Genomic DNA, 17130 nt, shown 5'->3' with positions numbered 1-17130 from the left:
GGCAAGTAAGGGATTTCGCTTTCAGGCGTCCGGCACGTTTGCGTCCAGCTCGTCCAGCCACACCCGCGCATTGCCGTCCGACGGCGCGCGCCAGTCGCCGCGCGGCGACAGCGATCCGCCGGTGACCACCTTTGGTCCGTTCGGCAGGGCCGAGCGCTTGAACTGGGCGGTCTGGAAGAAGCGGATCAGGAACTTCCGCAGCCAGCCCTTGATCGTCGCCAGATCGTATTCGACCTTTTCGTCGTCCGGCGTATTCGCCGGCCAATGCCCTGCGCCCGCATCGCCCCAGGCCTGATGCGCCAGGAAGGCGACCTTGGACGGGGTCATCCCGAACCGGCTGATGTAGAACAGGAAGAAGTCGTTCAGCGCATAGGGGCCGACGGTCCCTTCCGTCGACTGGATCACCCCGTCTTTGGCCGGCACCAGTTCAGGCGATATCTCCGTGTCCAGAATGGCGTGCAGCGTGTCGCGCGCGCCCGCGCCGATCAGATCGCCCGCCGCCACCCAGCGGATCAGATGCCGGATCAACGTCTTCGCCACCCCGCCGTTGACGTTGTAATGGCTCATATGGTCGCCGACGCCGTATGTGGCCCAGCCCAGCGCCAGTTCCGACAGGTCCCCGGTCCCCAGCACGAAGGCCCTGTGCTGGTTCGCCAGCCGGAACAGATAGTCGGTCCTCAGGCCCGCCTGCACGTTCTCGAAGGTGATGTCGTGCACCGGCTGACCCTCGGCATAGGGGTGGCCGATGTCCTTGAACATCTGTTCGGCGGCGGGGCGGATGTCGATCTCTGCGCCTGTGACGCCCAGCGCGGTCATCAGCGCCCAGGCATTCGATTTCGTCCCGTCGGAGGTCGCGAACCCCGGCATGGTGAAGCCTAGGATATTGGTCCGCGGCAGATCCAGCCGGTCGAAGGCGCGGCACGCGACCAGCAGGGCCTGGGTCGAATCCAGCCCGCCGGACACGCCGATCACCAGCGACTTGGCGCCGGTCGCCGTCATGCGGCGCATCAGCCCCTGCACCTGGATATTGAACGCCTCATAGCAGTCCTGATCCAGCCGCCCGGCGTCGTCCGGCACGAAGGGGAACCGGTCCAGCGGCCGGATCAGCTCGCTGGCCTCATGATCCTCGCGCGTCATGAAGGGCACGACGGTCGCCGCCTCGCCTTCGTTTCTCGCGCATTCGGCGAAGGTGCCGTTGCGCAACCGGTCCAGCCCGATCCGGTCCACGTCCACGTCGGCGATCGTCAGGTGGCTCTCCAGGGCGAACCGCTCGCCCTCGGCCAGTTTCGACCCCAGTTCATGGATCGTCGCCTGTCCGTCCCAGGCCAGGTCGGTGGTGCTCTCGCCCCAGCCCGAGGCGGCGAAGACATAGGCCGACAGGGTGCGTGCCGAATGGCTGGCGCTCAGCATCGCCCGCTCGTCCGCCTTGCCGATGACGATGTTGGACGCCGACAGGTTCAGCAGGATCCGCGCACCCGCCAATGCGGCCCGCGTCGAGGGCGGCAGCGGCGCCCAATAGTCCTCGCAAATCTCGACCGAGAAGACGAAGCCCGGCCGGTTCACCGCCTCGAACAGCAGGCCCGGCGCGAAGTCCACCGTCTCGCCGTTCAGCGCGATGACGTCCTCGGCGCGCGCCGTTGCCGGCGCGAACCAGCGTTTCTCATAGTATTCGCGGTAGTTGGGCAGATAGGTCTTGGGCACGACGCCCAGAACCTCGCCGGCCCCGATCACCACGGCGCAGTTATACAGGGCGTCGCCGTTGCGGATCGGCGCCCCGACCACCGCCACGACGTCCGCCTCGGCCGTCGCCTCCGCGACCACGGCGATCTGCCGCTCGACCTCGTCCAGCAGCGCCCCCTGCATATGCAGATCGTCGATCGCATAGGCCGACAGCGACAGCTCGGGGAAGACCATCAGGTTCACGCCCTGCTCGCCCGCCTGACGGATCAGCGCGACGTGCTCTTGCCCGTTCGCCCTGGGGTCGCCCACATGACTGACCGGTGTCGCCGCCGCCACGCGCACGAAGCCGTGGGTCTTGGGAGAATGGAACAGAGCATCAGCCATCGGATCGTCCGCATCACCCGGCCCGCGCCGGTCGTCGGCCTTCATATAGGCGCGAATGATGAAGGGACGGAAACTCTGCGCGAACCGCTCATGCGCTTTCGTCATCCTCCGGCGCGAAGCGACCGGGGGACCCAGCGGCGCCGAAGGCGACGGGTCCGACGCACGTTGACCCAAGACTGGGCTCAATCGACATTCGAGAAGAATAAGCCCCTCAGTTCGTCGTTCCGGGGCGGAGCGCAGCGAAGAACCCGGAACCCAGGGCCACATGCGCGTTGCTCGCCCCCATCCAACGCCCGATGCGCTTCCCCTGGGTTCCGGGTTCGTCCTTCGGACGCCCCGGAATGACGACAGCCATCTCAATGACGCTGATCAGTTCGTAACGATTTCAACGTCCTGCCGATTTCTCGACGCTTTCCGCCGTCGTCCGTTTCACCCGCATCTATAATCCCCGCCCTTCGCACTCACGCTGACAGGGAGGCCCCGATTTCAGACCAATTAGACGAATTAGACGGTGTTTTTGTCGCCGATCGTCTGAAACGTCGCGGGCGACCTTCGCGAATGCGGATGACGTTGGCCTTCGCCCCCGCTAAAGCCATTGCATGAACGACACGCCGAAAAAGGGCTGGTTCCAGCGCCTGTCCGCTGGGCTCTCGCGCTCCTCCAGACAGATGACCGATCAGGTCGTCGCCACCTTCGTCAAGGAGCCTCTGTCCGAGGCGTCCCTCGAACAGCTGGAGGAGCATCTGCTGGAAAGCGATCTGGGGCCCGCCGCCTCGGCCCGGATCGTCGAGCGGTTCCGCACCCTGAAGTTCGGCAAGGACGCGCCCGAACGCGAAGTCAAGGAAGCCCTGGCCGAGGCGGTCGCCGCCGAACTGTCGCCCCGCCAGGCGACCTTCGACCCGCTGAACGGCCCCAAACCCTATGTCGTCCTGTTCGTCGGCGTGAACGGCTCGGGCAAGACCACGACGCTCGGCAAGATCGCCGCCGATCTGACGGGCAAGGGCGCCAAGGTGATGATCGTCGCCGGCGACACCTTCCGCGCCGCCGCGCGCGAACAGCTGAAGGTCTGGGCCGAGCGCTCGGGCGCCGACTTCGAAAGCCGTCGCGACGGCGCCGATGCCGCGGGCCTGGCCTTCGACGCCTATACCAAGGCGCGGGCCGAAGGCTATGACGTGGTCCTGATCGACACCGCCGGCCGGCTTCAGAACAAGTCCGCCCTGATGGACGAACTGCTCAAGATCGTCCGCGTGCTGAAGAAGGTCGATCCCGAGGCGCCGCACGACACCCTGCTGGTGCTGGACGCCACCGTCGGCCGCAACGCCCTGGCCCAGGAACAGATCTTCGGCCGCACCGCCTTCGTGACCGGCGTGGTTATGACCAAGCTGGACGGCACGGCGCGCGGCGGCGTGCTGGTGCCGGTGGCCCAGGCGTCCGACGCCCCCCTGATGCTGATCGGCGTCGGCGAAGGGGTCGAGGACCTGCAACCGTTCGACGCCCGCGCCTTCTCCCGCTCGCTGGTGGGACTGGAAGACTGACATGACCGAGACGCCGAAAAAGGCTTCCAACATCCGCCAAGCCGTAGATTTCGGCGCCCTCGTGGCCTTCATGGCCGCCTATGCGATCAACCGGTTCGCGCGCGGTCTGGACGGGCAGGAAGCCCTGGTTCAGGCGACCTGGGTCCTGGTCGGCGCCTCGCTGATCGCCCTGATCGTCGGCTATGTGGTCGAGCGTCGGCTGGCGCCCCTGCCGCTGCTGACCGGCGGCTTCGCCCTGATCTTCGGCGTGCTGACCATCGTCTTCCACGATCCGAACCTGTTGAAGATCAAGCTGTCGATCCAGAACGGCCTGCTGGCGGTCGTGCTGTTGGGATCGCTGCCGCTGAACCGCTATCCGTTCAAATATCTGCTGGGCGAGGCGATCCGCATCACCGACGCGGGCTGGCGCGGGCTGACCCTGCGTTACGGCCTGTATTTCGCGGGCGTCTGCATCGTCAACGAGATCGTCTGGCGCACCCAGTCCGATGATACTTGGGTCGCCTTCCGCGGCGGCCTGTGGATCGCCTCGGCCGTGTTCGGCGTCTCGCAGGTCTTCTTCATCATGAAACACCTGATCAAGGACGACGAGCCGGCCCCCGTCTCGCCCGACACCGGGCTCTAGGGACCAAGCGGAACTGTCACGGAACCGACGCGCTTTCCCCGTCAAATCGTAAAGCAGAGCTGATACGTGTTCGGACGAAACTTCAGGGGAGCGGCGCGATGGTGAAGGCGGGGAAAGCGGCAAGGAAGGTCGGCCCCCTGGCCACCTCGCCCAGCCACCTGATGCACCGCGCCCTGCAGCTGGCGCTCGACATCTATGCCGAGGAGACCGGCGCTGACGGCCTGACCCAGCGCCAGTTCGCGGTGCTGGAGGCGGTGTCGATCAAGGCCGGTCTGACCCAGACCGAACTGGTGCGGATGACCGGCATCGACCGCTCGACCCTGGCCGATCTGGTCACGCGCATGACCAGCAAGGGCCTGCTGGAGCGGGAACGCTCGACCCTGGACGCCCGCGCCAAGGCGGTGCGTCTGTCGGCTGAGGGCGCCGACCGTCTGGAGGCCGCGCGGCCGCTGGTCGAGGCCGCCGACAGGCGGATCATGGCCCTGCTGCCGAAGGGCCAGCGCGACACCTTCCTCAATCAGCTGGCCGATCTGGCCGCCGCCGCCGACGCCGCTCCCGACGCCGCCAAGGCCGAGGCCAAGGCCGCCAAGAAGGCGCTGAAGGCGGCCGAGAAGGAAGCGCGCAAGGCCGAGAAGGCGGCCAAAAAGGCCGAGCGTCCGGCCAAGCCTGCGAAGGTCAAGAAGCCCAAGCTGAAGCTGGTGGAGCCGGCCTAGCGCGTCTTGCGCAATCGCTTCGCGTTGGCCGTCGCCGTCTTGTGGATCGGGGCCAGCGCCTCGGCCTGGGCCTTCAGCAGTTCGCCGTTCAGGGTCATGGCCTGGGTCGCCGCCCGGCTCCACCAGCCCATCGCGTAGCTGAACTGGGCCTCGGCCGCCTGGCTCGGGGTGCGGGCCTGGGTCAAAGCCGCCGCCGCGCGCAGGGCATGAGCGCTCTCGTCCAGCGCCGCGCGCCCCAGCCGCTGGCCGATGGCTCCGGCGCTGGCGGCCATGGCGTCCGCGGAGGCGGACATCGCCTCGGTCTTCTCGGAACTCATCAGCGACAGCTCCTTGAAGTCCTGCCCCTTGGCGCTGGTCAGGCCCTCAGCCATCAGGCCGGTGCGGGCCGCGATGACCTCGGCCGAGGCGGCCAGGATCTCGGCGCCGACGACGGCGGCGCTGGCGGCTGTGGGCGTCCTGCGGGTCAGAGCGACGCTCCCGGCTGGGTCTCGGCGGCGAAGGCCGCGATGTCACTCAACAGGGCGGGGACCGCCGCGTCGATGATCTGCTGGCCCTTCTCAGGGCTGGCCTGAGCCGGGTCCGAGCCGATTCGGCCGTCCGGGAAGCGGGCGCGATAGTCCAGGGCGTCGCGGATCGGCCCGTTCGGCGCGATCTGGGGGCTGTAGTCGGCGGTCTTGATCCGCTCGGGATAGGCGGCCTGCGTGACCGCGATCTCGGACGGGGTGGCGTGCATGCCGTGGCCGGTCGGGAACAGGCGGTTGCACAGGCCATTGACGCCGGGCAGGTCCCACCAGTTCTTCAGCTTCAGGATGAAGGGCGGCTGAGCATATTCGCTCCCTATCGGGCGACGCGCGGCGTCGCCCTGCTTGAGGGCGCCGAAGCTCCACCCGGCGTAGATTTCCGAGATCGTCGCCTCGATGGTGGCGACATTGCCGCCGTGACCGTTCAGGAAGTAAATCCGCTCGAACCCGTGACGGTTCAGGGACGACACCCAGTCCGTGATTGCGGCCATGAAGGTCGAGGGGCGCAGGCTGATGGTGCCGGCGAAGGCCAGGTGATGCTGGGCCATGCCGATGTTGAACGTCGGGGCTACCATCAGGTTCGCATCGGTCTTTTCGGCCGCATGGGCGATGATCTCGGGGCACAGCCAGTCGGTGCCCAGAAGCCCCGTCGGCCCGTGCTGCTCGTTGGAGCCGATGGGCACGACCACCGTCTTTGACAGCGGGCCGCCGTCGTTCAGTCGCGCGTCGATTTCGGGCCAGGAGGACAGGTGGATCAGCATGAAGGCGGTCTCAAGCGACAGGGTGGGCGACTGTAGCGCGCCGGGCTCAGGAAGTCTTGGCGGCCGTGGCGGGCGGATGGGCGGCCATGAAGATGCGCGCAGCCTCTCTGGCGCGGCCTTGGCGTTTCTCGGCCTCCAGCTGCGGCACGTCCAGCATGGCGCGCAGATGGCCGTGGCCGAGCACAAGGCCGGCGAACATCTCGGCCGCCTCTTCCGGGTCGGCGACGCTCATCCGGCCCAGCCGCGTCTGTTCCGCCAGCCAGGCGGCCAGTTCGCGCAGGCTGCGACGCGGGCCGGCCTCATAGATGGCGTGGGCGATGTCAGGCGCCTCGACCGAGACCAGGGCGACCCCGCGCATCGAGCCGACCTTGTCGCCGCTGCACACCCGGTTCAGCAGCGTCAGGGCCAGGGCCTCCAGCACCGTCTGCGGATCGCCGGCGCCGCGCAGGGGGGCGACGATGTCTTCGACCCGCTTTGACGCCAGGGCCTGGGCGATCTCCAGCTTGGAGGCGAAGCGGTTGTAGACCGTCTGCTTGGAGACGCCGGCCAGTTTGGCGATCTCGTCCATTTTGGCCTGCAGCCCCTTGTCGGCGAACAGGGTCGCGGCGGCGTCCAGGATCGCCTCGCTCTTGCGTTCATCGACCTGTCCGAGACGGCGCGCCATCAGTGGACGTCCGAGGGCGGGGCGCCGGCCTGGCCCTTCACCGGCTGGGCGGCCAGGGTGACGAAGGCCGCGCCTGCGCACAGGATGGCCAGCAGGGCGAAGGCGTCGCCGAACGCCATCGTCGTCGCCTGTTTCTGCAACATTCCATAGATGGCCTTCATCGCCGAGGCGGCCGGGTCGATGGAGCCGGAGAACCGATGCGCCATGCCGGCCATCATGTTGCGCATCGCCTGGTCGCCCTGACCGATGGCGCTGGTCAGTTCGCTCATGTGCAGGGCGGTGTTGGACGTCAGGCTGGTGTTCAGGATCGCCAGGCCGAAGGCGCCGCCGACGTTGCGCGACAGGTTCACCAGCCCCGAGGCGTTCTTGACCATGTGCGGCGGCAGGGTCGCCATCGTCACCTGCTGGGACGCGATCATGGCCAGCATCACGCCGACGCCGCGGAAGGCCTGGACCGAGGCGAAGTTCCAGAAGCCCCAGTCGTCGGTGACGACGCGCGCCTCCCACATGCCCCAGGCGCACAGCATGAAGCCGCCGAACATCAGCACCCGCGCATCCAGCTTGCGCACCAGTCGACCGGCGAAGGGGCCGGTGGCGAACATGGCCAGGCCCGACACGACCATGGTGGTGCCGACCTCCGACGACGAATAGCCGAGCACGCGGCCCAGGAAGAGCGGCAGTAGGAAGGTGCCGCCGAACAGGGCGAACCCGACGATGAAGGTCATGATGAAACCGACCAGGAAGTTGCGATTGCCGAATGCGCGCAACTCCACGATCGGCTGGCGATAGGTCAGGGACCGCCAGATGAAGATCGGTCCGGCGACCGCCGCCACGACGGTCAGCAAAAGGATGTGGGTGTCGTCGAACCAGTCGTTCTTGGCGCCCTCTTCCAGCACGAACTGCATCGACATCAGAAAGGCCGCCATCAGGCCCAGGCCCCACCAGTCGAAGCCCTTTGCCAGCGACGGATCGCCCTTGTCGAAGTTGCCGTAGCGCCCGACTAGAAACAGCACCAGCAGGCCCGGCCCGACGTTGATGAAGAACAGCCATCGCCAGCTCAGCCACTCTGTCAGGTGCCCGCCCAGCGTTGGCCCGACGGTCGGCGCCAGGGTGACGATCAGGCCCATGACCACGCTGGCGGTGACGCGCTTGTCGGGCGGAAAGGCGGTGAAGGCGACGGCGAAGACGGTCGGGATCATGGCCCCGCCCACGAAGCCCTGGACGGCTCGGAACAGGATCATCATGTCGATCGACGACGACAGGCCCGTGGCGACGCTCATCAGCACGAAACCGGCACAGGAGACTAGGAACAGCCGCTGCGTCCCCCACAGCCGGGACAGGAAGCCCGATAGCGGGATCATCACCACTTCGGGGATCAGATAGGCGGTCTGGATCCAGCTGATCTCGTCGGCCGAGGCGCCGACCCCCGCCTGGATCTGGGGCAGGGAGGCGGCGACGATCTGGATGTCCAGAATGGCCATGAACTGGCCCACCACCATGCCGGCGAAGCCCAGCAGCAGCATGGTCCAGTTGATTTCGGGATGGCCGGCGACGGGACCCTTTTGCGCGACAGGGGCCCCGCCATCTGCGGCGGGGTTGGCGGCGGTCACTGGCCTGCGGCTCCGGTCGTCGTGGCGGCTTCGGCGAAGCTCTGGCCGCCCTGGCTCTTCAGGTCGATCTTGACGTCCACCGACAGGCCGGGACGCAGGGCCAGGCTGCGGTCTGCGCCGCTGACGACGATGCGGACCGGCACGCGCTGGGTGATCTTGGTGAAGTTGCCCGTGGCGTTCTCGACCGGGATCAGGGCGAACTCGGACCCGGTGGCGGGGGCGAAGCTGTCCACGCGGCCCTCGATCTTGCGGCCGGGGAAGGCGTCGGCCGAAATCTCGACCGTCTGGCCCAGGCGCACCTTGTCCAGCTGCGTCTCCTTGAAGTTGGCGACGATGTAGGTGTTGGTCAGGGGCACGACCGACAGCAGTTGCGTGCCGGCGTTGACATATTGGCCGGGCCGCACGCTGCGGGCGCCGACGACGCCGGCGACCGGGGCGCGGATGACGGTGCGCTCCAGCGCGATGCGGGCCTGTTCAACGACGGCGCGGGCCTGTTCGACGGCGGCGACGCTCTGCTGACGGGTCGAGCCCAGCACGCCGGCGGTGCGTTGTTCGGCGACCAGAGCGGCCTGGGCCTGCTGGACGCTGGCGGCGGCGGTGGCGGCCGAGGCGCGCTCGGTCTGGATGCGCTGCTGCGAGACCCAGCCCTGTTCGGCCAGCTTGCCGTAACGATTGACCTCGGCGCGGGCCAGGCCGGCCTGGGCGTTGGCCTGGGCGACGGAGGCGGCGCGGGCGGCGATGGTGGCCTGTTCCTGCTCGGCCTGGGCGTCGACATGGCCGACGGCGGCGATGGCGGCGGCCAGATTGGCCTCGGCCTGAGCGAGTTGAGCCTTCTGGTCGGAATCGTCCAGCTTGACCAGGATCTGGCCTGCTGCGACCCGCTGGTTGTCGCCCACCAGAACCTCGGTGACCCGACCGGACAGTTGCGGGCTGACCAGGGTGGTGTCGGCCTGGACGAAGGCGTTGTCGGTGCTTTCCCAACGCTGGCCGTTCACCCACCAGACGATGCCGCCCACGATCAGGGCCAGGCCGACGAGGGCGGCCGCAAACAGCGGCAGGCGTTTCTTGAGTTCAGGCGACATGGAATATCCGGGGGAGGTGCGGCGTTTTGAAGCGGCGCTAAAATGGACCGCGCCGTCCAAAAATCAATAGGCGACCGGACGGCGCCGATCACGACCTGTTTTCGTGTATGTCCTGACGCCATGAACGCCCGCATCTCAGCCTCCCAGCCGCTGCCGTCTCAGGTCGATGTCGTGGTGATCGGCGCAGGCTCAGCCGGCATCGCCGCCGCGCGTCGTCTGCTGCGGCCCGGCCTGTCGGTTCTGGTGCTCGAGGCTCGCGACCGGATCGGGGGGCGCGCCTGGACGGTTCGGGCCGAGGGCGAAGGCCTGGACATGGGGTGCGGCTGGCTGCATTCGGCGGACGACAATGTGCTGGCCGGACGGGTCGAGGCCGAGGGGCTGACGCTGGACCAGACCCCGCCGCCCTGGCGCACCCAGGCCTTCGACCACGAAATGACCCGGGCGGATCAGGCCGCGTTCGGCGAGGCCTTCGCCGCCTTCGACCAGCGGGTGAGCGAGGCGGCGTCGCTCGTCCGCGCGGGTGTGGGTGAGGATCGCCCGGCGTCGGACTTCTTCGATCCCGACTGCCGCTGGAACCCGCGCATGGACGCCATCTCGGGCGCCCTGAACGGCGCGCGGTTCGCCGAGGTGTCCAGCCTGGATTACGACGCCTATGGCGACACCGACGTGAACTGGCGGGTGCGGGAAGGCTATGGCCGGCTGATCGCCCGGCTGGGGCAGGCTGTTTCGTCCATCACGGTCACGGACTGCGCCGTCAGCTGCATCGACCGTTCCGGACCGGTGCTGCGGCTGGAGACCAATCGCGGTGAACTGACGGCGCGGATCGTCATCCTGACGGTGCCCAACAGCCTGATCGCCACTGAGGCGATCCGCATCGATCCGCCGGTTCCGGCCCTGCTCGAGGCGACGGCGGGCGTGCCGCTGGGCCTGGCGTCCAAGGTGCATATGACGGTGCGCGGCGCCGGCGATTTCCAGCCCGACACCCAGTTGTGGACCCGCACCGATACGGCCGAGACCGGCGGCTATCACCTGCGGCCTTTCGGACGGCCGATGATCGAGGCCTATTTCGGCGCCGACCTCGCCTGGGGGCTGGAGGCGCAGGGGCCGGCCGCCCTGTTCGACTTCGCCGTGTCCGAACTGGTCGCGGCCCTGGGATCGGAGATGCGCCGGCGCTTGGAGGCGGTCGCGATCAGCGGGTGGGGCGTCGATCCCTGGTCGCGCGGGGCCTATTCCCACGCCTTGCCGGGCCATGCGGCGGATCGGGCGAAGCTGCGCACGTCGGTCGAGGACCGCATTTTCCTGGCCGGCGAGGCGACCGCGCCAGTCTATTACGGCACGGCCCACGGCGCGTGGATGGAGGGCGAGCGCGCCGCCGACGTCGCCTTGACTCACCTGGGTCTTGACCCGCGTCGCCCCGAGGACGACAGCGAGGCATGAAGCCCGCCAAGGCCAAAAAGCCCGCCGCCAAGCCTGCCAAACGCCCGGCCGTGATGACCGGGGCGGCCATCCCCGTGCTGCGCTGGCCGCCCGACGAAGACCGCGTCGAGGCGATCTTCGAACGCCTGTCCGGCGTCATGCCGGAGCCCAAGACCGAGCTGGATTTCTCCAATCCCTTCACCCTGGTCGTCGCCGTCGCCCTGTCGGCCCAGGCGACGGACGTGTCGGTCAACAAGGCGACCGAGCGGCTGTTCAAGGTCGCCGACACGCCGCAAAAGATGCTCGCCTTGGGCGAGGAGGGGCTGATGCCCTACATCGCCTCCATCGGCCTTTATCGCGGCAAGGCAAGGAACGTCATCGCGCTAAGCCGCATCGTGCTGGACCAGCATGGGGGCGAGGTCCCGCTGAACCGCGCCGATCTTCAGGCCCTGCCCGGCGTGGGGCGAAAGACGGCCTCGGTGGTGCTGAACGAACTGGGAATCGAGGCGGCCATCGCCGTGGACACCCACGTCTTTCGCGTCTCGCACCGGCTAGGGCTGGCCAGTGCCGGAACGCCGGACAAGGTCGAGGCCCAGCTGTTCAAGGTCGTGCCGGAGGACTGGCTGCCCAAGGCGCACCACTGGCTGATCCTGCACGGCCGCTACACCTGCACGGCGCGCAAACCCAAATGCCTGTCCTGCATCATCGCCGACCTGTGCCCGTCGCGGGCAGGCCTGATGGCGCTGGGCGAGGCGGCGGGCTAGATCCCCGGAGCGGCGTCGGGGCCGTGGGTCAGCTTCTCGGCCAGGGCCTTCAGCACGCGAAGTGCGGCAGCCATATCCTCGTCCGAAACGCCTTCAAACATTCGTTCGCGCATGGCCGCGGCATGGATCTCGAACGCCTCGATTTCGGCGCGCCCGGCCGGCTCTATCTGGATCAGCCATGACCGGCCGTCTCCAATCATCCGACGCCGGCTGACCATGCCGTCCTTCTCGAGTCTTTGCACCAGACGGGTCAGCGACGCGCCGGACAGCTCCATCCTGTTCGCCAACTCCGAAAGCGTCAGGCCCTTGGGCTCGTCCGCCAGGAAATAAAGCACCACGGTCGGCGCGCCCGTGTGTCCGGACTCTCGGAACAGATCAGCGACACGTAACTTCCATCGCTTGGCCGTCACCATCAGCGTCATGGCGACGTCGAGCTGAAGGGCGCTGCGTTGATCTGACGACAGCAGGTGGGGGCGTTGCGACAAATATGACCTCATGGAACCAGCGGGCGGCGTAACGGCTTTAAGGCGGCTAAAGCTAGACCGCAGAGGAATATTCTCCCCCAGGTTGAGCCTTTAGCGCGCTAACCATGCCGACACCTGATTTAAAGTGTTGATGTGGCATTAACGTTCATCTCAGCACGAAAGATTTTTGCATTGCGCCTTTTCGCCAAAAACAGAGATGACAAGACGCTCAACGAGCTGCGCAACATGATGGCTGCCGTCAGTCGCTCTCAAGCAGTCATCCAGTTCGATCTGGATGGCGTCATTCTGGAGGCGAATCAGAACTTCCTATCAGTGGTGGGATACGAAATGTCCGAAATCGTCGGACGTCACCACAAGATCTTCGTCGATCCGGCCGAGGCGCAGACGCCGGCCTATGCCGAGTTGTGGCGAAAGCTGAACGCCGGCGAGTTCGTGGCGGACAAGTTTGTGCGCTACGGCAAGAGCGGCCAGCGGGTGGTGATCGAGGCCAGCTACAACCCGATCCTGGACAGCGACGGCCGCCCCTACAAGGTGGTCAAGTTCGCCACTGACGTCACCGCCGTCGAGGAAGAGCGCGAGCGCCGCGCCGAGGCCGATCGTCAGGCCGCCCAGGTCCAGGCCGCCGTCGTTGAAGGCACGGCCAGGGGCTTGTCGGCCATGGCCGCCGGCGATCTGTCCTATCGCATCCAGGACGACTTCCCGGGCGACTACGCCGTCCTTCGCGACAACTTCAACCAAGCCATGGCGACGCTGGATCAGGCGCTGGGCGTAATCGGCGTCAACGCCGGGTCGATGCAGTCGGGCGCCCATGAGATCGGCAGCGCCGCCGAAGATCTGTCGCGTCGCACCGAACAACAGGCCGCCAGTCTGGAAGAGACGGCCGCCGCGCTGGACCAGATCACCGCCACCGTGCGCAAGACGGCTGAGAACGCCCAGGCTGCCGACACTGTTGTGACTCAAAGCCGGACCCAGGCCGAGACCGGCGGCGCGGTGGTCCAGAAGGCCGTCGCGGCCATGGGCGAGATCGAACGGTCCTCGAACGAGATCAGCCAGATCATTGGCGTGATCGACGAGATCGCCTTCCAGACCAATCTCCTGGCGCTGAACGCCGGTGTCGAGGCCGCCCGTGCGGGCGAGGCCGGCCGTGGCTTCGCTGTCGTCGCCTCCGAAGTGCGCGCCCTGGCCCAGCGGTCGGCGGAATCGGCCAAGGAGATCAAGACGCTGATCTCGGCCAGCTCCACCCAGGTCAAGGACGGGGTGCTTCTGGTGCGTCAGTCGGGCGAGGCCCTGACCGGCATCGCCGGCCGCATCGAGGAGATCACGACCTTGATGGGCGAAATCCGGGCCTCGACCCAGGAGCAGGCGGTGGGTCTGGCCGAGGTCAATACCGCCGTGAACCAGATGGATCAGGTCACCCAGCAGAACGCGGCCATGGTCGAGCAATCGACCGCCGCCAGCCTGAGCCTGAGCCGTGAGGCCGCCGAACTGGCCGATCTGGTCGGCCGCTTCGAGACCAGCCAGGTCGCCGCAGCCCCGACGCCGATCCACGCGTCTCCCGTCCAGCAGATGAAGGCGCGGGTCGAAAGCTTCGCTCGGGCCCACGCCGCGCCTGCTCGCGCCCGCATGGCGGCCTGCGGGGGCGGGCGGGCCGCTGCGGCCGCCGTTCAGTCGGACTGGGAAGAGTTCTGAGCTCCAGGGCCGGTTCGGGCGCGGTTCAGCACGAGGCGGCCTAGGTCTCCAGCCGCGCTTTCACGGCCTCGGCGAAGCCGGCGCCGTTCGCGGGGTCGTGGTCCAGATAGAAGTCCGGCTCAATCAGTTCGGCCTCCATCAGCACCCATTGTCCGGCGTCATCGCGCGCCATGTCGATGCGGGCGTAGAGCAACGGTTCGTCGATGGCGGCCAGCACCTGCTCAGCCAAGACCATCGCCGCCGCGTCCGGCGTCACCGCCTTATAGAGGCCGCCGAACTGGACCTGGATGCGGAAGTCGCCGGCCACCGGGCGCTTGTTGACCGCATGGCTGAACCGGCCGCCGAAGAACAGCAGCGAGGTCTCGCCCTCGGTCTCGATCGACTTCAGATAGGGCTGGATCATCGCCACGCCCTCGGGCGCATCGCTCAACACCTCGCCTGGCGTCAGCCGCAGGGTGCGAAACGCCCCGGCCGACACCGTCGGTTTGACGATCAGCACCGGCGCGCCGGTCTCGGCGAAGGCGGCGTCCACCTGATCCTGGGTCACGCGGTCGGTCCAGCGCGTCGGCGGGATCGGTACGCCCTTGGCCGCCAGCCGCGCCAGATAGGCCTTGTCCGAGTTCCAGCGCAGCACCTCGGGGGGATTGGCGACCGCCAGATCGGCCTCGCGCCACGTCGCGCAGGCCTTCAGCCAGCGCCCATGATCGCGGTGATAGCCCCAGGCGATGACCGGCAGGATCAGGTCATAGGCCTTGAGGCCCGACGCGTCCCCGACATGATCGGTCCAAGGCGTGTCCGTGACCGTCGCGCCCGTGCTCTCCAGCGTCGCCTTCAACCGTTCCAGCACCTCGGGCCAGCGGCCGACATAGGTCTTGTCGGCGGGATCGGGGGTCAGGACGGCGATCTGGGTCATGCAGTCCTCATAGCGAAGCGACGCAAAGCATATAAGGGCTTCCTTATGTGATTTCGGGTGACGTGCGGGCATTGACCGGCTAAGGCGCGACCATGACCCAGAACACCGCCCAATATGATGTCTGCGCCGTCGGCAACGCCATCGTCGATGTCCTCAGCCCCTGCGACGCCGCCTTCCTGACGGCCCAGGACCTGGCGCCCAACTCCATGCAGTTGGTCGACGCCGAACGCAGCGCCGCCCTGTATGACGCCATGGCGCCGGGCGTGGAGGCCTCGGGCGGATCGGCCGGCAACACCGTGGCGGGCGTCGGCTCGTTCGGCGGCCGCGCGGCCTATATCGGCAAGGTCGCGGACGATACCCTGGGCCAGGTCTTCACCCACGACATCCGCGCCGCCGGCGTCCACTTCGACACGCCTGTCCAGACGGGCGGGGCGGACCAGGGCTTCGGCACCGGTCGCTGCCTGATCAACGTCCTGTCTGACGGGGCGCGCACCATGGCGACCTTCCTGGGGGCCGCGAACCAGTTGTATGCCGACGACATCGACGAGGCCCTGATCGGCGCCAGCGAGATCGTCTATCTGGAAGGCTATCTGTTCGATCCGGCGCCCGCCCGCGCCGCCTTCGAACGCGCCGCCGCCGCCGCGCACAAGGCGGGCCGCAAGGTGGCCATCACCCTGTCGGACACCTTCGTGGTCGCCCGCTGGCGCGCCGAACTGCTGGACTTCATCACCCAGTCCGCCGACATCGTCCTGGCCAACGAAGCCGAACTGGGCGCCCTGTTCGAGACCGAAGATTTCGACGTCGCCGCCGCGAAACTGGCCGCCATCGTCGAGATCGCCGCCGTCACGCGCGGCGAGCACGGCTCGGTCGTGATCCGTGGCGAAGAGCGCGTGGTGGTCGCCGCCTATCCGGTCGCCAAGGTCATCGACACCACCGGCGCCGGCGACCAATACGCCGCCGGCTTCCTGCTGGGCCTCGCGCGCGGCCTGACGCTGGAAGAGGCCGGCAAACTGGGCTCCCTGGCCGCCTCCGAAGTCATCGCCCACTGGGGCCCGCGCCCGATGGTGAAGCTGGTCGATCTGGCTTCCGAGCACGGGCTGAAGATCTGAACCCGTCTCCCCGAGGGGAGAAGAACGCCGTCTTCAGCTTTTCCACCTCAGCGTCGTGGGCTGGATCGGATTGACGAACGGCCGATCCTCGGCGCGGCTCCTGGCCCATTCGCGCTTTAGCTGCTGATACCATTTGGCCTGTTTGTCGGCGTCGTCGATCCAGATCAGGGCGGGGTCGTAGCGCAGGCCCTCGTTCTGCAGGTTCACCATGCCGCCGTCCTGCTTCAGGAAGGCGACGACCCCCATCCGCAGGAAGGGTTTGGCCAGGCCGAACACCCAGTGGTCGGACCAGAAGATCTGGGTGATGCGCGTCTTGGTGTCGGTGATCGGCGTCAGGCAGGTCAGGGCCAGGACCTGTTTTTCGCCCACCTGAATGTGCTCCCAGCGGAAGCCGGGCAGGCGGAAGGTGATCTCGGTCGCGGGGGCGCCGCCCAGGATCTTGTAGAGGCGGCTGTTGGACGAGGGCGCATGGCGCACCATGGCCCAGCCAAATTCGGTCGGGGCGAAGGCCTTGGATTTCTCGTGCATCGAATGTTCGGACCGCCACCACCATTGCTGGTGGACGTAGGGACCGTGGGCGGGGTCCATCAGGCCGACGACCGCGTGGTCGATATGGCTGTCGAAATCCATCGCCTCGACCAGCTTGGCATCGCCGCCGACCACGCCGGGGAAGACGGGCGGCTCATGGTCCGGCTCCAACGGATTGCGGGCGTCCGACGCCATCCAGACGAAGACGATGCCCTGGCTTTCGCGCACCGGATAGGACCGCACGCGGATGCGGTTCGCCTCGAACGCCTGATCCTCGACCAGCGAAGGAATGGCGGCGCAGACGCCGTCGGGACGGAAGCGCCAGCCGTGATAGGGACATTCGACTGTCTCGCCCTCGCCGGGCTTTTCGACCAGCTTGCCGGCCGACAGGGGCGCGGCGCGGTGGGGACAGATGTCGCGCATCGCATAGACCTGGCCGGCGCGGGTGCGGCCGATCAGCACCGGCTCGCCCATGATTTCGTAGCGTTTCAGGCTGGCCGCAGCGACGTCGCGGCCCAGGGCGACGAAATACCAGGCGTCGGTGACGAACCCCTTGCCGAACGGCTGCGCGCCGGCTTTTGAAGGGGCGGGTTCGACCTGGGGGGACTGGACGGGAGCGGCGTCGGCGGGCTTCATGCCGACTGTCTATCAGAG

Annotated in this window: 16 protein-coding genes; 7 read left to right on the top strand and 9 right to left on the bottom strand. The window is 67.6% G+C overall.

The features are described from left to right. Nucleotides 1–21 precede the first annotated feature (21 nt). Nucleotides 22–2064, bottom strand: coding sequence for an NAD(+) synthase (locus tag KAK88_RS00440; RefSeq protein WP_242078531.1), 2043 nt, complete (start codon nt 2062–2064; stop codon nt 22–24). Between the two features lie 599 nt (nt 2065–2663). On the opposite strand from KAK88_RS00440, the gene ftsY reads away from it, so the two are divergent. The 3 genes from ftsY (at nt 2664) to KAK88_RS00425 (ending at nt 4934) form a co-directional block, all read left to right on the top strand. Then, on the top strand, nt 2664–3599 hold the full coding sequence (ftsY, locus tag KAK88_RS00435) for a signal recognition particle-docking protein FtsY (protein ID WP_242077443.1): 936 nt from the start codon (nt 2664–2666) through the stop codon (nt 3597–3599). A gap of 1 nt (nt 3600) precedes the next feature. Further along, nucleotides 3601–4221 carry an inner membrane-spanning protein YciB gene (locus tag KAK88_RS00430; protein ID WP_242077442.1) on the top strand — a complete coding sequence of 207 codons (621 nt, stop codon included), beginning with the start codon at nt 3601–3603 and terminating at the stop codon, nt 4219–4221. A gap of 98 nt (nt 4222–4319) precedes the next feature. Next, nucleotides 4320–4934, top strand: a complete 615-nt coding sequence (locus KAK88_RS00425; RefSeq protein ID WP_242077441.1) for a MarR family winged helix-turn-helix transcriptional regulator — start codon at nt 4320–4322, stop codon at nt 4932–4934. On the opposite strand, the gene KAK88_RS00420 is transcribed toward KAK88_RS00425, so the two are convergent. The 5 genes from KAK88_RS00420 to KAK88_RS00400 form a co-directional block, all read right to left on the bottom strand. Next, the gene (locus tag KAK88_RS00420; protein ID WP_242077440.1) at nt 4931–5305 is read right to left on the bottom strand and encodes a phasin family protein; all 375 of its coding nucleotides are present in this window, start codon (nt 5303–5305) and stop codon (nt 4931–4933) included. The genes KAK88_RS00425 and KAK88_RS00420 overlap by 4 nt on opposite strands. 92 nt (nt 5306–5397) lie before the next feature. Then, a complete protein-coding gene (locus KAK88_RS00415) occupies nt 5398–6216 on the bottom strand; it encodes a creatininase family protein (protein WP_242077439.1) in 819 nt (272 codons plus the stop codon). Nucleotides 6217–6262: 46 nt separating this feature from the next. After that, nucleotides 6263–6880 carry a TetR/AcrR family transcriptional regulator gene (locus tag KAK88_RS00410; RefSeq protein WP_242077438.1) on the bottom strand — a complete coding sequence of 206 codons (618 nt, stop codon included), beginning with the start codon at nt 6878–6880 and terminating at the stop codon, nt 6263–6265. After that, nucleotides 6880–8490, bottom strand: a complete 1611-nt coding sequence (locus tag KAK88_RS00405) for a DHA2 family efflux MFS transporter permease subunit (RefSeq protein WP_431307198.1) — start codon at nt 8488–8490, stop codon at nt 6880–6882. The genes KAK88_RS00410 and KAK88_RS00405 overlap by 1 nt, the downstream gene beginning before the upstream one ends. Further along, nucleotides 8487–9572, bottom strand: a complete 1086-nt coding sequence (locus KAK88_RS00400) for an HlyD family secretion protein (RefSeq protein WP_242077437.1) — start codon at nt 9570–9572, stop codon at nt 8487–8489. The genes KAK88_RS00405 and KAK88_RS00400 overlap by 4 nt, the downstream gene beginning before the upstream one ends. Before the next feature lie 120 nt (nt 9573–9692). Between KAK88_RS00400 and KAK88_RS00395 the strand changes: the two genes are divergently transcribed. Further along, on the top strand, nt 9693–11009 hold the full coding sequence (locus KAK88_RS00395) for a flavin monoamine oxidase family protein (RefSeq protein WP_242077436.1): 1317 nt from the start codon (nt 9693–9695) through the stop codon (nt 11007–11009). Then, entirely contained in the window at nt 11006–11752 is a 747-nt protein-coding gene (gene nth / locus KAK88_RS00390) for an endonuclease III (protein WP_242077435.1), read from the top strand. Before KAK88_RS00395 ends, nth begins: the two co-directional genes overlap by 4 nt. Here nth and KAK88_RS00385 read toward each other — a convergent pair. Next, nucleotides 11749–12237, bottom strand: coding sequence for a MarR family winged helix-turn-helix transcriptional regulator (locus KAK88_RS00385; protein WP_242077434.1), 489 nt, complete (start codon nt 12235–12237; stop codon nt 11749–11751). The genes nth and KAK88_RS00385 overlap by 4 nt on opposite strands. 225 nt (nt 12238–12462) lie before the next feature. Between KAK88_RS00385 and KAK88_RS00380 the strand changes: the two genes are divergently transcribed. Further along, on the top strand, nt 12463–13926 hold the full coding sequence (locus tag KAK88_RS00380) for a methyl-accepting chemotaxis protein (protein ID WP_242077433.1): 1464 nt from the start codon (nt 12463–12465) through the stop codon (nt 13924–13926). A 40-nt stretch (nt 13927–13966) separates the two neighbouring features. Here KAK88_RS00380 and KAK88_RS00375 read toward each other — a convergent pair whose 3' ends face one another. Continuing rightward, nucleotides 13967–14839, bottom strand: a complete 873-nt coding sequence (locus KAK88_RS00375) for an ATP-grasp domain-containing protein (RefSeq protein ID WP_242077432.1) — start codon at nt 14837–14839, stop codon at nt 13967–13969. A 92-nt stretch (nt 14840–14931) separates the two neighbouring features. Between KAK88_RS00375 and KAK88_RS00370 the strand changes: the two genes are divergently transcribed. Next, nucleotides 14932–15948: an adenosine kinase gene (locus tag KAK88_RS00370; RefSeq protein ID WP_242077431.1), complete on the top strand. Its 1017-nt coding sequence runs from the start codon at nt 14932–14934 to the stop codon at nt 15946–15948. Between the two features lie 33 nt (nt 15949–15981). On the opposite strand, the gene KAK88_RS00365 is transcribed toward KAK88_RS00370, so the two are convergent. Next, a complete protein-coding gene (locus tag KAK88_RS00365; protein ID WP_242077430.1) occupies nt 15982–17112 on the bottom strand; it encodes an aromatic ring-hydroxylating oxygenase subunit alpha in 1131 nt (376 codons plus the stop codon). Between the last annotated feature and the right edge of the window lie 18 nt (nt 17113–17130).

It is taken from the genome of Brevundimonas diminuta, from assembly GCF_022654015.1.
Lineage (GTDB): Bacteria > Pseudomonadota > Alphaproteobacteria > Caulobacterales > Caulobacteraceae > Brevundimonas > Brevundimonas diminuta_C.
The sequence above is the reverse complement of the archived record's forward strand: the minus strand, read 5'-3'. Positions and strand labels throughout refer to the sequence as shown.

Excerpts from the sequence above, each read along its gene's own strand:
- KAK88_RS00440 (WP_242078531.1), bottom strand. The coding sequence starts at position 2,064 with ATGGCTGATGCTCTGTTCCATTCTCCCAAGACCCACGGCTTCGTGCGC.
- ftsY (WP_242077443.1), top strand. The coding sequence starts at position 2,664 with ATGAACGACACGCCGAAAAAGGGCTGGTTCCAGCGCCTGTCCGCTGGG.
- KAK88_RS00430 (WP_242077442.1), top strand. The coding sequence starts at position 3,601 with ATGACCGAGACGCCGAAAAAGGCTTCCAACATCCGCCAAGCCGTAGAT.
- KAK88_RS00425 (WP_242077441.1), top strand. The coding sequence starts at position 4,320 with ATGGTGAAGGCGGGGAAAGCGGCAAGGAAGGTCGGCCCCCTGGCCACC.
- KAK88_RS00420 (WP_242077440.1), bottom strand. The coding sequence starts at position 5,305 with ATGGCTGAGGGCCTGACCAGCGCCAAGGGGCAGGACTTCAAGGAGCTG.
- KAK88_RS00415 (WP_242077439.1), bottom strand. The coding sequence starts at position 6,216 with ATGCTGATCCACCTGTCCTCCTGGCCCGAAATCGACGCGCGACTGAAC.
- KAK88_RS00410 (WP_242077438.1), bottom strand. The coding sequence starts at position 6,880 with ATGGCGCGCCGTCTCGGACAGGTCGATGAACGCAAGAGCGAGGCGATC.
- KAK88_RS00400 (WP_242077437.1), bottom strand. The coding sequence starts at position 9,572 with ATGTCGCCTGAACTCAAGAAACGCCTGCCGCTGTTTGCGGCCGCCCTC.
- KAK88_RS00395 (WP_242077436.1), top strand. The coding sequence starts at position 9,693 with ATGAACGCCCGCATCTCAGCCTCCCAGCCGCTGCCGTCTCAGGTCGAT.
- nth (WP_242077435.1), top strand. The coding sequence starts at position 11,006 with ATGAAGCCCGCCAAGGCCAAAAAGCCCGCCGCCAAGCCTGCCAAACGC.
- KAK88_RS00380 (WP_242077433.1), top strand. The coding sequence starts at position 12,463 with ATGATGGCTGCCGTCAGTCGCTCTCAAGCAGTCATCCAGTTCGATCTG.
- KAK88_RS00375 (WP_242077432.1), bottom strand. The coding sequence starts at position 14,839 with ATGACCCAGATCGCCGTCCTGACCCCCGATCCCGCCGACAAGACCTAT.
- KAK88_RS00370 (WP_242077431.1), top strand. The coding sequence starts at position 14,932 with ATGACCCAGAACACCGCCCAATATGATGTCTGCGCCGTCGGCAACGCC.
- KAK88_RS00365 (WP_242077430.1), bottom strand. The coding sequence starts at position 17,112 with ATGAAGCCCGCCGACGCCGCTCCCGTCCAGTCCCCCCAGGTCGAACCC.